The sequence below is a fragment of the Streptomyces sp. NPDC047081 genome, assembly GCF_040643775.1.
GTDB lineage: Bacteria > Actinomycetota > Actinomycetes > Streptomycetales > Streptomycetaceae > Streptomyces.
Genome location: NZ_JBEYUY010000011.1, coordinates 254,746 through 269,707, shown reverse-complemented (window position 1 = coordinate 269,707; position 14,962 = coordinate 254,746). Strand labels below are relative to the sequence as shown.

Annotated in this window: 10 protein-coding genes and 1 pseudogene; 4 read left to right on the top strand and 7 right to left on the bottom strand. The window is 72.0% G+C overall.

The window, feature by feature from the left end:
- Positions 1 to 42 precede the first annotated feature (42 nt).
- Positions 43 to 882 carry a hypothetical protein gene (locus ABZ848_RS23085; protein WP_360834640.1) on the bottom strand — a complete coding sequence of 280 codons (840 nt, stop codon included), beginning with the start codon at positions 880 to 882 and terminating at the stop codon, positions 43 to 45.
- An 81-nt stretch (positions 883 to 963) separates the two neighbouring features.
- Between ABZ848_RS23085 and ABZ848_RS23080 the strand changes: the two genes are divergently transcribed.
- The gene (locus ABZ848_RS23080) at positions 964 to 1,749 is read left to right on the top strand and encodes an SDR family oxidoreductase (RefSeq protein ID WP_360834638.1); all 786 of its coding nucleotides are present in this window, start codon (positions 964 to 966) and stop codon (positions 1,747 to 1,749) included.
- Between the two features lie 125 nt (positions 1,750 to 1,874).
- Complete coding sequence (locus ABZ848_RS23075; RefSeq protein WP_360834636.1) at positions 1,875 to 3,452, top strand: sodium:solute symporter family protein; 1,578 nt, start codon at positions 1,875 to 1,877, stop codon at positions 3,450 to 3,452.
- Positions 3,453 to 3,511: 59 nt separating this feature from the next.
- Here ABZ848_RS23075 and ABZ848_RS23070 read toward each other — a convergent pair whose 3' ends face one another.
- Positions 3,512 to 4,627, bottom strand: coding sequence for an ADP-ribosylglycohydrolase family protein (locus tag ABZ848_RS23070; RefSeq protein ID WP_360834634.1), 1,116 nt, complete (start codon positions 4,625 to 4,627; stop codon positions 3,512 to 3,514).
- A gap of 84 nt (positions 4,628 to 4,711) precedes the next feature.
- Complete coding sequence (locus ABZ848_RS23065; RefSeq protein WP_360834632.1) at positions 4,712 to 7,888, bottom strand: tetratricopeptide repeat protein; 3,177 nt, start codon at positions 7,886 to 7,888, stop codon at positions 4,712 to 4,714.
- Between the two features lie 89 nt (positions 7,889 to 7,977).
- On the opposite strand from ABZ848_RS23065, the gene ABZ848_RS23060 reads away from it, so the two are divergent.
- Entirely contained in the window at positions 7,978 to 8,496 is a 519-nt protein-coding gene (locus ABZ848_RS23060; protein ID WP_360834630.1) for a DUF2165 domain-containing protein, read from the top strand.
- Here ABZ848_RS23060 and ABZ848_RS23055 read toward each other — a convergent pair.
- From ABZ848_RS23055 to ABZ848_RS23040, 4 genes are all read right to left on the bottom strand, one after another.
- Positions 8,493 to 9,263, bottom strand: a complete 771-nt coding sequence (locus ABZ848_RS23055) for an inositol monophosphatase family protein (RefSeq protein ID WP_360834628.1) — start codon at positions 9,261 to 9,263, stop codon at positions 8,493 to 8,495. The genes ABZ848_RS23060 and ABZ848_RS23055 overlap by 4 nt on opposite strands.
- Positions 9,263 to 9,811, bottom strand: coding sequence for a hypothetical protein (locus ABZ848_RS23050; protein ID WP_360834626.1), 549 nt, complete (start codon positions 9,809 to 9,811; stop codon positions 9,263 to 9,265). The genes ABZ848_RS23055 and ABZ848_RS23050 overlap by 1 nt, the downstream gene beginning before the upstream one ends.
- 55 nt (positions 9,812 to 9,866) lie before the next feature.
- The gene (locus tag ABZ848_RS23045; RefSeq protein ID WP_360834624.1) at positions 9,867 to 12,479 is read right to left on the bottom strand and encodes a bifunctional FO biosynthesis protein CofGH; all 2,613 of its coding nucleotides are present in this window, start codon (positions 12,477 to 12,479) and stop codon (positions 9,867 to 9,869) included.
- 77 nt (positions 12,480 to 12,556) lie between these two features.
- Entirely contained in the window at positions 12,557 to 13,402 is an 846-nt protein-coding gene (locus ABZ848_RS23040; protein ID WP_360834622.1) for an LLM class F420-dependent oxidoreductase, read from the bottom strand.
- An 88-nt stretch (positions 13,403 to 13,490) separates the two neighbouring features.
- Between ABZ848_RS23040 and ABZ848_RS23035 the strand changes: the two are divergent.
- Positions 13,491 to 14,933, top strand: a pseudogene (locus tag ABZ848_RS23035) (CehA/McbA family metallohydrolase); the annotation flags it as partial.
- Positions 14,934 to 14,962: the final 29 nt, after the last annotated feature.

Here is a 14,962-nt window from a genome sequence, read left to right as displayed (position 1 = left end):
TCGACCAGCCCGCCGTCCTTGCCGAGGGGGCTCGGCCGTGCCCTACCGCAACCGGTCGACGTACCGGTCCGTCCCCGGCACCGTCGGGACGAACGGCGCCACCAGTTCCACCCTCCCCAGCCCCGCCTCCTCGACCGGCGCCGCCAGGTCCGTGAAGTACTCCGCCCAGCACTCCCGTGGATCCGCCTCCAGGAACCACAGCAGGGTCAGCCGGGTGTCCACGCCCTCCACCTGCTTCACGTAGGTCATCCGGTCGCCGGGCAGCGGGGTGGGCCGGAACACGGTCACCATCGCGGCCGGTGATCCGGCGACCCGCTTCGGCAGGTGCCGCCCCCGCAGCCACTCCAGCAACTCCGCGCGCTGCCCGGCCGATTCGGCGTCGATCACCTCGACCACCAGGCCCGCGTACGGGTGGTCGAGGGCGTGGAAGTCGCGGGGGCCGGCGGCTCCGTCCCGGTAGACCGTCGCCTCGTGGTCCTGGAACGCCGTGAAGACGTGTGTACGGTCCTGGTAGACCCGCGCGTCCCGGTTGAGCCGCTTGTTGATGGCGACGGTCCAGCGCATGTGGTCGTCGTAGCGGCCGTCGGTGATCCAGTACGTCGAGATGTAGCACCCGGCGGTGACGGGCTGGGCGATCGCCGACTTCTCGGGGTAGCGCAGGAGTTGGAGATCGCGGGTGGCGACCCAGCGGCGCCCGGCGTACATCCAGGGCATGGCCATCGCGCCGGCGTAGTAGTGGTCGTCCTCGTACCAGCGGTTGTACGCGTACTCGTGCCCCGGATGCGGCTCGACCATGGTGATCAGCGCATGGCCGGGGCGGACTCCGTACGGCCCCACGGCGGCCAGTTCGGCGTACACGTCGCTGCGGGTCTCCTCGGACATGGGCGCTCCCCTTCCTTCCTGCTCCGACGGCCCATACTCTGACGCCCCGTCAGATAATTGGCCATACCCCTGGAGGCTCGGATGTCACTGCTCACGGGCAAGACCGTCGTCGTCTCGGGAGTCGGCGCCGGGCTCGGTCACCAGGTCGCGGCGGCGGTCGTACGCGACGGCGGGAACGCGCTGCTCGGGGCGCGCACCGAGGCGAACCTCGCCAAGAGCGCGGCCGAGATCGACCCGGACGGGGCGCACACGGCGTACCGGGCGACCGACATCACCGACGAGCAACAGTGCGTGGCGCTCGCGGAGTTGGGGCGGGAGCGGTTCGGGCGGATCGACGCGGTGGTCCATGTGGCCGCCTGGGACAGCTACTTCGGCGGCCTGGAGGACGCGGACTTCGCGACCTGGCAGTCGGTGATCGACGTGAACCTGCTGGGCTCGCTGCGCATGACGCGGGCGTGCCTGCCGGCGCTGAAGGAGCGCGGGGGTTCGGTGGTGTTCATCGGTACGCAGTCGGCGGTGGCCGCGCCCTCGCAGGTGCGGCAGGCCGCGTACGCGGCCTCGAAGGGGGCGCTGACGAGCGCGATGTACTCGCTGGCGCGGGAGCTGGGGCCGTACCGGATCCGGGTCAACACCGTGCTGCCGGGCTGGATGTGGGGGCCGCCGGTGGAGGCGTACCTGCAGTTCACGGCGCACACGGAGGGCGTGCCGGAGCCGGAGGTGCTGAAGCGGCTGACCGACCGGATGGCGCTGCCGGAACTGGCCACGGACGCGGACGTGGCCGACGCGGCGGTGTTCCTGACCTCGGATCGGGCGCGGGCGATCACGGGACAGTCCTTGCTGGTCAACGCCGGGGAGCTGATGCGATGAGTTCATGTAGGTGAACTAGATACATCAACTCGAATACTTTTACCTCCCCTTGACCTTACGCTCACTTGTCGTGCTCACGCAGCAACGCACACGATGAGCGCCGGGTCGACCCCTGGGAGGCGTACATGAACGGTCTCGACTGGGCCGTGCTCATCGGCTATTTCGGCGTCATGGTCGCGATCGGCGTGTGGTCGCACAAACGCGTCGACGACGTCAGCGACTTCTTCACGGCCGGCGGCAAGATGCCCTGGTGGCTGTCCGGCATCTCGCACCACATGTCGGGCTACAGCGCGGTGATGTTCACGGGTTACGCGGGCATCGCCTACACCTACGGCGTGACGTCCTTCGTCACCTGGTCCTTCCCGATCGCGCTGGGCATCGCCATCGGCTCGAAGCTGTTCGCGCCGCGCATCAACCGGCTGCGTTCCCGGCTCCATGTGGCCTCGCCCCTCGAGTACCTGAAGAACCGGTACGACCTGAAGACCCAGCAGGCGCTGGCCTGGTCCGGCATGCTGCTGAAGATCGTCGACGTGGGCGCGAAGTGGGCGGCGATCGCCACCCTGCTCTCCGTCTTCACCGGCGTCACGCTCAACCAGGGCATCCTCATCACCGGCGCCATCACGGCGATCTACTGCACGATCGGCGGCCTGTGGGCGGACGCGCTGACCGAACTCGGCCAGTTCGTCATCCAGTTGCTGGCCGGCATCTCGATGTTCGTGGCGGTCGTACTGAAGCTGAACGACAAGGGCATCGGCTTCTTCGGCGCCTGGGACGAGCCGGCCCTGCACGGCCACGGCAAACCGCTCGTCGGCCCGTACGGGACCGTCTTCCTGCTCGCCTTCCTCTTCATCAAGCTCTTCGAGTACAACGGCGGCATGCTCAACCAGGCCCAGCGCTACATGGCCACGACCAGCCCGCGGGCCGCGGAGCGCTCGGCGCGGCTGTCGGCGGCGCTGTGGCTGGTCTGGCCGGTGGTCCTCTTCTTCCCCATGTGGATGTCGCCGCTGCTGGTCCACGCGCAGAAGCCGGACGGCTCCGACTCCTACGGCCTGATGACCGAACAGCTGCTGCCGCACGGCCTGTTGGGCCTGGTCATCGTCGGCTTCTTCTCCCACACGATGGCGATGTGCTCCTCCGACGCCAACGCCATCGCGGCGGTCTTCACCCGGGACGCGGCGCCGGTGCTCTCCAAGCGGGCCCGTGGGTGGAGCCAACGCAGCGGCCTGATCGCGGCCCGCGTCACCACGGTCGTCTTCCTCGGCCTGTCCATGGCCGTGGCGACGCAGGTCAACTCGCCGACCTTCAAGGACATCATCACCGTCGTCATCAGGTGGGTCGCCGGTCTCATGGGCCCGATCGCCATCCCGATGATGCTGGGCCTGCTGCGCCCCTTCCGCCGCTCCGGCCCGACGGCGGCGCTGACCAGCTGGTCGATGGGTCTGCTGGCCTTCTGGCTGGTCAACTACCCGATCAACTGGAACGTCGACGGCGGCGTCCCGCTCCAGTACCAGGTCTCGATCCCGCTGGCCGTCTCCCTCGTCCTCTACATCCTGGTCGGCTACCTGAAGCCGGAGGACACCCCGGAGCGGCTCGCGGTCATCGAGCGGATCAACACGGACGACGACGACAGCGCGGCGGCGGCCCTGCCGACTCCGGCGGGCGACGTGGAGGACGTGGTGGGCAGGACCCCGGTCAAGGACTGACCACGTACGGCAGAGGGGGCTCGGGCATCTGCCGGGCCCCTTCTCGCTGTCGTCCGTCGTCACCCACGCGGATACCGGGCGAGCCACCCCGGCGCCGACCCGGCCGGCCCGTGCAGCGCGGGCCCCTGGGTCATCTCCATGGCGAAGTCGTCGGCGAGCTCCAGCACCGTCGGCCGGCCCTCCAGCTCGGCGAGCCAGGCCGGCGGCAGGGCCGTCTCACCGTGCAGCGCCCCGAGCAGCCCGCCGGTCAACGCGGCGGTGGCCCCCGACGGCCCGTCCTGGTTGACCGCCAGACACAGGCCGTGCCGTACGTCCTCCCCCACCAGCGAGCAGTACACGGCCGCCGCCAGCACACCCTCCGCCGTACCGTCCCCGGCGAGCTCGGCGACCCGCAGCGGTGTGGGCATCCCCTGCCGTACGGCGCCCAGCGCGTGCTGCAGCGCGTCCGACACCGACTGGTGCCCGGGGCGCGCGGCGAGCAGCGCCAGCGCCCGCTGGACGGCCCCGTCGAGGGTCTCGCCGCGCGCCAGCCCGTGCACGATCACGGCGTACGCGCCGGCCGCGAGGTAGGCCATCGGATGCCCGTGGGTCTGCGCCGCGCACTCCACGGCCAACTGCACGACGAGCTGCGGCTCCCACCCCACCAGCAGCCCGAAGGGCGCGGAACGGGCCGTCGCCTCGGGGCCGACCTCGCCGGCGTTCTTGGGCACGTCGAGCGTCCCCATGGTCTCGTCGCCGAGCCCGAGCAGCAGGGAGCGGGCGGGATCCCGGCGGGCGTACAGCCACTCCTCGCGCGCGAGCCAGCCGTCGTCCTTGCGGCGCTCGTCGGGCCCCCAGTCGTGCTGGGTGGCCGCCCAGCGCAGATAGGCCCGGTGCAGATCGGTGGGCGGATGCCAGGCGCCGGTGTCCCGCCGTACCTGGGCCCGTATCAGCCCGTCGACGGTGAACAGGGTCAGCTGCGTGAGGTGCGTGACGGCGCCGCGCCGCCCGTACGCCACGCCGAGGTCGACGAGCCCCTCCGCGCCGTAGGCCTCCCGGATCCCTTCCAGGTCCATCCCGTCGACGGGCGCCCCGAGCGCGTCCCCGACGGCGGCCCCGAGCAGGGTCCCGCGCACCCGACTCCGAAAATCCTGCTGCTCCACCCGGCCCCAGACGGCCCCGGTTGCCACACTCACCAAGACCTCCCCAATGGCACCGAGTGACGCACGACAGCTCAGCACTGTAATCGAACGGGAACGGTGGGTTTAAGGGGCGAAGGATCAGGCGGGGTCCGCATAACGCGCCTTCAGCGCATCCCGGGCCCGGGTCACGGTCTCCAGGCGTACGGCGATGGCGGTGGTGTCGGCGCCGGGGCTGTGGAGCAGGTCGGTGAGGATGGCGCTCAGGTTCAGCAGCCCGTCCCACCCCAGGTCGGCAGCGAACACCTCGGCCAGTCCCGCGTCCGCTTCGGCCCAGTCGGCGAGGGCGCAGCCGATGAAGCAGCGCCCCTGTGCGCGCTCCGCAGCCCCCAGCCGTCCGTCCTCACGCGTGTGCCGGGCCAGCTCACGCCAGTGCGGTGCGGCGGCCGTGAGTCCCTCGGACCGGCTCACGGTCAGGGCCAGCTCGAACGTCCCGGTGAGCGGGTCCATCCCGGTCAGCCGCTCGGCGATGCGCCGGGCCTCGTCCCATCGGCCGTGGTGCCGGTGCACTTCGAGGCGCAGGTCGTCGAGGTGCTCGGTCCCCGGGCCGGCCAGCCGCTCGGCCGCCTCGTCCCAGCGCTCGCAGAGGATCAGCAGCTCCACGGCCTTGCGGCGGGCCCAGTCCGGCTCCGTCTCCAGGCACCGGTCCAGGTCGGCCAGCGCCTGCTCGTCACGCCCGGTCGCAAGACCGACCCGGGCGCGCAGACCGTACGCCCACCCGTCGTCCGGATCCAGCTCCAGGGCGCGGTTCACACACCGCAGGGCTTCCTCGTGACGGCCGTCGTACCGGTAGGCGCTGCTGAGCTCCCGCAGGATCCAGATGGTGTCCGGATCCGCCGCGTCCGCCCGTTCCAGGTCCTGGAGCTGCCCTGTCCGGTCGCCCAGCTGCTCCCTGACCCGGGACCGCATCACCAGCGCCCAGCCGTAGCCGGGCTTCAGCTCGACCGCGCGGTCCAGGTCGGCCAGTGCCTCCGCGTCGCGGCCCAGGGCGTACAGGGAGGCGCCGCGGCTGGCCAGGGCGGAGGGGTAGTCGGGTGTGAGGGCGAGCGCGCGGCCGAGTTCGGCGACGGCGTCCTCGTGGCGGCCGGCCAGGCGGTAGTTGTCGCCGCGCTCCGAGGCGATCCAGGCCGCGTCGGGCGCCCGCGAGACCGCCAGGTCGAACTCGGCGAACGCCTGCTCCAACTCCCCGCGGCTGCGCAGCAGTCGGGCCCTGCGCACCCGCGTCCACAGGTCGTCGTCGATGCTCAGCGAGCGGTTGAAGTCGGCGAGCGCCTCGTCGTACCGCCCGAGCACGTGCCGTGCCACGGCCCGTCCGGTCAGCGAGACGGCGTCGGTCGGGTCGATGGCGACGGCGCGCCCGAAGTCGGCGACGGCCTCCTCGTAGTGGCCGGCCAGCCGGTGGGTCTCGGCGCGGGCGGCGAGGATCCAGCCGGTGCCGGGGGCCAGTTCGTCGGCCCGGTCGAGGGCGGCCAGGGAGGCGGTGAAGTCGTCCATCAGCTGGAGGGTGAAGCCACGGCCGTAGTGCGCCTGGGCGAGCCCGGGATCGAGCTCGACGGCGTGGTCGTACTCCTCCAGGGCGCGGGCGTACTCCCCGGTGTGGCGCAGCTCGCGGCCGCGCAGGGCGTGGGCGGCCGCGCGGCCCGTGTTGTCGAGTCCGGGGCGGGCCAGCAGCAGGTCCATGGCCCGCAGGGCCCCGGTCTCCTCGTCCGCGAGGGCCGTGCCCAGTTCCCGGCCCAGCTCGCGCAGGACCTGGTGGTCGGCGGCGGTCCCGGCGTCCTCCAGCATCCGGGCCCAGCGCCGCCCGACGACCTCGTCCTGCCGGCAGGCCTCCACGAACAGCCGCAGCGCGTCCGCGAGGGCGGCCGGCGGACGGGCGCACAGCAGGTGGTACGTCTCCTCCAGGCGCAGCGCCCGCCACTCCTCGTCCTGCCACAGCTCGTCGTCGGGCAGCCCGGCCTCGGCGTCGGCGCGCCACTCGCCGAACGCGGCCGCCAGCCGCCGGTGCCGCTCGGGCCAGCGGCGGGGGTGGTGGCGGCGCTCATAGCGCAGCAGCAGGGCCCGTACGACGTCGTGGTACTGCACCCGCGGCCCGCGCTCGCCGACAAACGGCAGGCTCGTCAACCACGCGTACTGGGCGTCGAGTTCACCGTCCGGGAGGTCGACCAGCACCCGGAACACGTCCGCGTCCAGCCAGCGGGGCAGCGCGCAGAGCCCGGCGACGTCACGGCGGACGGGGGGTTCGGAGCCCAGGAACCGGTCCACGGCGTCCGCGCTCGGATCGCCCACCTCCCCCGGGTCCCCCGGGCCGTCCTGCGCGAGCGTCGACACGAGCACGGGCAGGCCGCCGGTGAGGCGCAGCACCTCGCTGACGACCGGCTCGGCCACCACTCCCCGCCCGGCGAGCAGCCGGCGCGTCTCGGCCTCGGTGAACGGCGCGAGCGGCAGATCCGCGACGACGTCCGAGCCGCTCCAGCGGGTGGCGTGCAGGGGATGCTGACCGGCGGTGACCACGAGGACGGAGTCGGGCAGCGGGCCGTGCTTCTCCGGCTTGCGGAGCAGGTCGTGCAGCCAGGGATCGAGGAAGGCGCCCGTGCGCTCGTACACGTCGAAGAACAGGACGATCCCCGGTACGGCGGAGGCGGCGGCCCGCAGTTCGCCGAGCAGGACCGGGGTGAGGACCTTCTCCGGAGTGCGTACGAGGTCGAGGTCGTCGGTGCCCCGGAAGCGGGCGCCGAGACCGGCCCGCAACCGGTCCGCGCCCTGGGCGAGCCGGTCCGCGGGCAGCGCCTGGGCGGCGAAGGCGGCGCCCGGCACGGCGGTGCCCAGCGCCCCGATCCCGAGGTTCACCAGGGTCCTGCTGCCGGCCGACGCCGCCTCCGGCTCGGGCGTGAGCGTGGCGAGGGCGGCCGCCTCGGCCTCGCGCCGCCGCTCCCGGTACACGCCGAGCCGCCGCTCCAGCCCCTTCAACCGGCGCCCCTGGCCCGCGAACTGACGGCAGATCATCTCCAGCGCGTCCGGCACGCTGCCGGCGTCCTCGTCGACGTACGCCGTCAGCGCCCCGCGTTCGCGCGCGAGGCGGGTCAACTCGCCGACGAGGAAGGTCTTTCCGACGCCGGAGTTGCCGTGCACATGGAAGCGCAGGCGGCGGCCGCGCTGTCCGGGCGCGAGCTCGAAGTTCCGCCGGAACGCGGCCAGTTCGGCCTCTCGCCCCACGAAGTCGGCGCGAGCGTCCTGTCCGTCCGGCTCCGCCTGCCCCATGCGTTTCCGCCCCCTCGTCCCGGCAACTCCTCGTCATTCTGGCTCAATGCGTACGGCACAGCGTGCCCACAGCAGGAAGAATGATCGCCATGGCCACAACACCCCCACGCAGCGCGCCGTATCTCACCGCCACCCTCCTCACCGCGAGCGTCGCGCTCTACATCGCCCTCGTAGCCTTCGGGAACATCACCGACTTCGGTACCAACCAGGCGTTCGTGCAGCACGTCCTGGCCATGGACACCACGTTCAAGGACGACGACCTGATGTGGCGGGCCATCACCAACACCGGTGTGCAGAACACGGCTTACGTCGCCATCATCGTCTGGGAGACCCTCGCCGCGCTCGTGCTGATCTACGGCACCTGGCTGTGGATCCGGCGTGACCTCGCGCGTGCCCGCAGTGTCTCGACGTACGGGCTGCTGATGCTTCTGCTGCTCTTCGGCGCCGGGTTCCTCGCGATCGGCGGGGAGTGGTTCTCGATGTGGCAGTCGAAGACCTGGAACGGGCTGGACGCCGCGTTGCGGGTGTTCGTGTTCGCCGGGGTCTCGCTGCTGGTGGTGCAACTGCCGTTCGGGCGGGACGAGTCGGAATCGGAAGCGAGCGACTAGCGCAGGACCGTCTTTCGCCACAGGGCCGTCGCTTCCTCCGCCACACCTGGTGCGGCCAGCAGCAACGGCGTGTCGTACGGCGGGAGTTCGGGGATCGCCACCGCTCCCGCCTCCGTCGCGATCAGCAGCGGCGGCAGCGCGTCCACCGGGTGGAACTCGCCGATCGCCGCGGCCGTCGCCCGCCCCGCCGCGACCTGGACCAGGGACAGGGCCGTGGAGCCCATGATCCGTACCGTGCAGTGGCGGGCGGCGAGTTCGCGCAGCAGGTCGTCCATGCCGGGCCAGTGGGCGTGGGCGGCCCACTCGGTCAGGAACGCGTGGCCGGTGAGGGTGGAATGGGCCGCCGCGTGGATCGGGCGGCCGTCGAGGTGTGCGCCGCCGCCCTTGACCGCGCTGAAGATCTCCCCGCGCCACGGGTCGGCCACCACGCCCAGCAGGGGCTTGCCCTCGCCAGTCGCCAGGCCCAGTGAGAACGAGCACCAGCCGATGCCGTGTGCGTAGTTCGTCGTACCGTCCACCGGGTCGATCACCCAGTGCGGGGCGCCGGCCGCGCCCTCGTGGACGCCGTACTCCTCGCCCTCGATGCCGTACTCCGGGAACTCGCGCCGCAGCACCTCCCGTACGTACGACTCCACGGCCTCGTCCGTGTCCGTGACGATGTCGGCGGGCGTGGCCTTCTCCCGCACCTCGTCGGTGGCGCGCGGGCGGCGGATGCGCTCCGAGGCCCATTCGGCGAGTTCGGTCGCGAGGGCGCGTTCGCGGTCCATCACTTCACCACCGCGACCTTCGTGCCCGCCGTCCCGAACGTCCACAGGGCCGAGCCGTCCGCCGTCTTCATGCGGATGCCGCCGGTACGGGTGCCGGAGGCGGGCGGCGGTGAGGAGCCGTCGACCGCGTTGGAGAAGGCGATGTTGACGCCGGACGCGGTGGAGAAGTAGACGATGTGCTCGACCTTCACCCCGTCCGAGCCGGTGATGGGGCCCTCGGTGCGGGTGCCCACCGTGTACGTGCCCGCGGCCGGGCTCACCGTCCCCGGCCACACCGCGAAGGTGCGCCGGGCGGCGTCGCTCGCGTCGACCAGCCAGACCGTCTTCTGCCCGAGCGAGTAGACGATACGGCGGCCGGTGCCGGAGCCGTCCGGCACCGCGGCGGGTGCCTTCGGCTTCGTCGGCGTCGCGTGCGGGGACGCCGACGCGCTCGGCGCGGCCGCGACCGCGTGCGGCTTCGTTCCCTTGTCGGCCTGCACGGCCAGGACGGCGACAGCGGCGATCGCTCCCACCGTGAGACCGGTCACCCAGACCTTCGGGGCTGGCACGGCACGTAACTCCTCAGCTAAGGATCCCCGACGGACGGGGGTCCGATCATCGTACTCACTCCAGCACAGGCAGAAGCTCCGGCAGATGCCCGTCCGAGGCCTGCGCCGCCCGCTGCCGTTCCTCCGGGACCTCGCCGTACAGAGTGGTGCGGGGGCGGGCCGGCCGGCCGGCGGCGTCCGCCACCGCGATCAGGTCCTTGACCGACTTGTACGAGCCGTAGGAGGAGCCCGCCATCCGGGAGATCGTCTCCTCCATCAGGGTCCCGCCGAGGTCGTTCGCGCCGGAGCGGAGCATCTCCGCCGCGCCCTCCGTGCCGAGCTTGACCCAGCTGGTCTGGATGTTGGGGATGTGCGGGTGGAGGAGGAGGCGGGCCATCGCCGTCACCGCGCGGTTGTCCCGCATGGAGGGGCCGGGGCGGGCGATGCCGGCCAGGTAGACCGGGGCGTTGGTGTGGATGAAGGGGAGCGTCACGAACTCGGTGATGCCGCCCGTCCGCTGCTGGATGCGGGCCAGGGTGCGCAGGTGCCCCAGCCAGTGCCGGGGCTGGTCGACATGGCCGTACATCATCGTCGAGGTGGACGGGATGCCGACCTCGTGTGCCGTGGTGATCACCTCGATCCAGGTGGCCGTCGGCAGCTTGCCCTTGGTGAGGACCCAGCGGACCTCGTCGTCGAGGATCTCGGCGGCGGTACCGGGAACGGAGTCCAGGCCGGCCTCCTTGGCGGCGATCAGCCACTCCCGGATCGACAGGCCGGTGCGGGTCGCGCCGTTGACGACCTCCATCGGGGAGAAGGCGTGCACATGCATGCCGGGGACCTTCTCCTTCACCGCCTTCGCGATGTCGAAGTACGCCGTCCCGGGCAGGTCGGGATGGATCCCGCCCTGCATGCACACCTCGACCGCGCCCACGTCCCACGCCTGCTGGGCGCGGTCCGCCACCTGGTCGAGGGAGAGCGTGTAGGCGTCCGCGTCGGTGCGGCGCTGGGCGAAGGCGCAGAAGCGGCAGCCGGTGTAGCAGACGTTGGTGAAGTTGATGTTCCGGGTGACGATGTACGTCACGTCGTCGCCGACGGCCGCCCTGCGCACGTCGTCGGCGATCCGGGTCAGCGCGTCCAGCGCGGGGCCGTCCGCGTGCAGGAGGGCGAGGGCCTCGGCGTCGGTGAGCTTCGTCGGGTCGTCGGCGGCGGTGCGCAGGGCCTCGCGTACGTCCGTGTCGATGCGCTCGGGCACCATGCCGGGCGCCGCCGCCTCGCGCAGCTCGGCCCAGTCGCCGTACACCTCGTCGAAGTCGTCGCGCCGGTCGGACGTACGGCCCTCGGTGTCGATGGAGGAGTGCAGGTCCGTGCGCCCGGAGGCGACGAAGACCTCGTCAGGCTCCTGCCAGGGATGCCCCTCGACCGTGGCGTCGGGCCGCGCGAGGCCGGTCTCCTCGTCCGCCAGCGCCCGTACGTGCGGACGCAGCCGCGGGTCCAGCCAGGGCTCGCCGCGCTGTACGAACTCCGGGTACACGCAGAGACGTTCCCGCAGCTCGAACCCGGCCGCCGCGGAGCGCTCGGTGAGCTCCTCGATCTGCGGCCAGGGGCGCTCGGGGTTGACGTGGTCGATGGTCAGCGGGGAGACCCCGCCCCAGTCGTCGATGCCCGCGCCGATCAGCCGCTCGTACTCGCCGGCGACGAGGTTGGGCGGCGCCTGGATGTTGGCGGCGGGGCCCATGATGTGCCGGGCGACGGCCACGGCGGCCACCAGTTCGTCCAGTTCGGCGTCCGGCATGCCGCGCATCGCCGTGTCCGGCTTGGCGCGGAAGTTCTGGATGATCAGTTCCTGGATGCCGTGGTAGGCCCGGGAGATCTTGCGGAGCGCGAAGAGCGACTCGGCGCGCTCCTCGTACGTCTCGCCGATGCCTATGAGGAGGCCGGAGGTGAAGGGGACGGAGGAGCGGCCGGCGTCTTCGAGGACGCGCAGGCGGACGGCGGGCTCCTTGTCCGGGGAGCCGTAGTGGGGGCCGCCGGGCTCGGACCAGAGGCGGGTGGCCGTGGTCTCCAGCATCATGCCCATGGACGGGGCGACGGGCTTGAGCCGCTGGAAGTCGGTCCAGGACATGACGCCGGGATTGAGGTGGGGCAGCAGGCCCGTCTCCTCCAGGATCCGGATGGAGATGGCGCGTACGTACGCGATCGTGTCGTCGTAACCATGCGCGTCGAGCCACTCCCGCGCCTCCGGCCAGCGATCCTCCGGCTTGTCGCCGAGGGTGATGAGGGCTTCCTTGCAGCCGAGGGCCGCGCCCTTGCGGGCGATGTCGAGGACCTCGTCCGGGGACATGAACATCCCGTGGCCGGCGCGGCGGAGCTTGCCGGGGACGGTGACGAAGGTGCAGTAGTGGCACTTGTCCCGGCACAGCCGGGTGAGGGGGATGAAGACGCTCTTCGAGTACGTGATGACGCCGGGGCGGCCGGACTGGTCGAGGCCGGCGTCGCGTACCCGGGCGGCCGACGCGGCGAGGTCGGTGAGGGCCTCGCCGCGGGCCTGGAGGAGGACAGCGGCCTCGGAGACGTCGAGGGCGACGCCGTCACGGGCGCGTTTGAGGGCGCGACGCATGGAGTTCTCGGTGGGGCCGGTGCCACGGGGGCCGTCGGAGGAGCCGGTTCCGGAGGTCGCGGAAGTCGTCATTCTTTGAGCATACGTTCGGCTTGATCAGGACAAAGAGGTGCTGCCTCATCCGCCGGAACGTCGTTCGTTACACGGTGTCACTGGAAGGCGGCGTACTCGTCGAGTACCCGCAGCACCTCCGCCTCCCCCGCCGGGGGCAGTTGGACCACGACCTCCTCGATGCCCAGGTCGGCGTAGTGCGCGAGCTTGCCGGGGGTCGGGAAGACGGCGTACGGGACGATCTGCAGCGCCGCCGGGTCCCGCCCCGCGTCGGCCCAGGCGGCGCGCAGCAGCGGCAGGGACTCCGTGAGGCCCCGCCCGCCGATCGGCATCCAGCCGTCCGCGTACTCGGTGATGTGGGCGAAGAGCTTGGGCCCGGCGGCCCCGCCGACGAGCGTGCGCGGCCCGACCACCGGTCCGCGCGGCTTCTGCGCGGGCTTGGGATACGCGGAGGAGGCCCGCACACTCCCGAACTCCCCCTCGTACGCGGTCGGTTCCTCGCTCCACAGCGCCCGCATGAGAGCCATCCGGTCCCGCACCAGCTCCCGCCTGGTACGCCACTCCACCCCGTGATCGGCGGCTTCCTCCACGTTCCAGCCGAAGCCGAGGCCGAGGGTGAAGCGGCCGCCGCTGAGGTGGTCCAGGGTCGCGATCTGCTTGGCGAGGCCGATCGGGTCGTGCTGGGCGACGAGCGTGATGCCGGTGCCGAGGCCGAGCCGCTCGGTGACGGCGGCGGCCTGGCCGAGCGCGACGAAGGGGTCGAGGGTACGGCCGTACTCGGGCGGCAGTTCACCGCCCGCGGGGTACGGGGTGGTCCGCTCCACCGGGATGTGCGTGTGCTCGGGGAGGTAGAGCCCGGCGAACCCCCGCGCCTCCAGCTCACGGGCGAGCCGGACGGGGGCGATGGTCTCGTCGGTGAGGAAGATCGTGACGGCGATTCGCATGTCCCATCTGTACCGGCCCGGGGTGGATATGTCCATACCGACCGGTCGGCATCGCATTCACACCAAGCATCAGGGGGTGTGGCGGCCTACGTTGGGAAGCATGAGCTTCGCGGCGGCGGACGGGCAGGGGCAGGGGCAGGAGACGCGGACGGTACGTGGCACTCTGCCGCCGGGGTCCCCGGACTACGTGTACGTACCGGTCGAAGTCCCGTCCGGCGTACGGGAGATCAGGGTCGCCTACACCTACGACAGGCCGTCGGTCCCGGTCGGCACCCAGGGCAACGCCCTGGACATCGGCGTCTTCGACGAACGCGGCACGGACCTGGGCGGCCGGGGTTTCCGCGGCTGGTCGGGCGGCGCCCGCACGGAGTTCTTCGTGCGGGCGGACGACGCGACGCCGGGGTATGTGCCGGGCCCGGTGCGGGAGGGCACGTGGCATGTGGCGCTGGGCCCGTACACGGTGGCGCCGCGGGGACTGTCGTACGAGCTCACGATCACGCTGACGTACGGGGAGCCCGGCGGGACGCCGACACCGACGTACCCGCCGTCGCGGGCGAAGGGGCGGGGCCGGGCCTGGTACCGGGGCGACTGCCACCTCCACTCCTGGTACTCGGACGGCCGCCGCACCCCGGCGGAGATCGCGGCTCTGGCGCGTGCGGCGGGCCTGGACTTCATCAACACGTCGGACCACAACACGCATGCGTCCCACCCCCATTGGGCCACGGAGGCGGGCGAGGACCTGCTGATCCTGCTGGGTGAGGAGGTGACGACGAGGAACGGCCATGTGGTGGCCCTGGGTACGGACCCCGGGACCTTCGTGGACTGGCGGTACCGGGCCAGGGACGACCGCTTCGGCGAGTACGCCCGTCAGATCCACCGCGCGGGTGGCCTGGTGGTCCCCGCGCATCCGCACGCCACCTGTATCGGCTGCGGCTGGAAGTTCGGGTTCGGGGAGGCTGACGCGGTGGAGGTGTGGAACGGGCCGTGGACGCCGGACGACGAGGTGACGCTGGCGGAGTGGGACAACACGCTGGTGGCGGCGGTCCGGGACAACCGAAGGTGGCTTCCGGCGATGGGGAACAGCGACGCGCACCGCGACCCGGACGTCGTGGGCCTCCCCCAAACGGTCGTCCTGGCCGACGACTTGACCCGGGAGGCGATCCAGGAGGCTATCCGGGCGGGCCGCTCGTACATCGCGGAGTCGAAGTACGTGAGCCTGGTCTTTACGGCGACCGGTGGGCGGGGCGAACTCGCGGGAATCGGCGGGCGGTTGGAGGCGCCCGGCGACGGCGAGGTGACGGTCCGCCTGGAGGTGACGGGCGCCCCGCGCTGCACGGCCCGTCTCGTCACGGACCAGGGTGTGCTGCTGACGAGCGATGTGCTGCCGGTGTCGGGGGCGGGGGTGGTGGAGTGGCGGACGACGGCGGCGTACGCGGCGTATGTGCGGGCGGAGGTGCGCCATGAGACGGCGCTGGGTCCGCTGCCGGGGGCGATGGCGGCGTTCACGAACCCGATCTTCCTGGGTCGCTGACCGCGGGGGGTGAGACGCCTATCGTCCAA

What these genes read in the sequence shown, in the direction of transcription:
- ABZ848_RS23085 (WP_360834640.1), bottom strand. Translation starts at nt 882, where the DNA reads ATGTCCGAGGAGACCCGCAGCGACGTGTACGCCGAACTGGCCGCCGTG.
- ABZ848_RS23080 (WP_360834638.1), top strand. Translation starts at nt 964, where the DNA reads ATGTCACTGCTCACGGGCAAGACCGTCGTCGTCTCGGGAGTCGGCGCC.
- ABZ848_RS23075 (WP_360834636.1), top strand. Translation starts at nt 1,875, where the DNA reads ATGAACGGTCTCGACTGGGCCGTGCTCATCGGCTATTTCGGCGTCATG.
- ABZ848_RS23065 (WP_360834632.1), bottom strand. Translation starts at nt 7,888, where the DNA reads ATGGGGCAGGCGGAGCCGGACGGACAGGACGCTCGCGCCGACTTCGTG.
- ABZ848_RS23060 (WP_360834630.1), top strand. Translation starts at nt 7,978, where the DNA reads ATGGCCACAACACCCCCACGCAGCGCGCCGTATCTCACCGCCACCCTC.
- ABZ848_RS23055 (WP_360834628.1), bottom strand. Translation starts at nt 9,263, where the DNA reads ATGGACCGCGAACGCGCCCTCGCGACCGAACTCGCCGAATGGGCCTCG.
- ABZ848_RS23045 (WP_360834624.1), bottom strand. Translation starts at nt 12,479, where the DNA reads ATGACGACTTCCGCGACCTCCGGAACCGGCTCCTCCGACGGCCCCCGT.
- ABZ848_RS23040 (WP_360834622.1), bottom strand. Translation starts at nt 13,402, where the DNA reads ATGCGAATCGCCGTCACGATCTTCCTCACCGACGAGACCATCGCCCCC.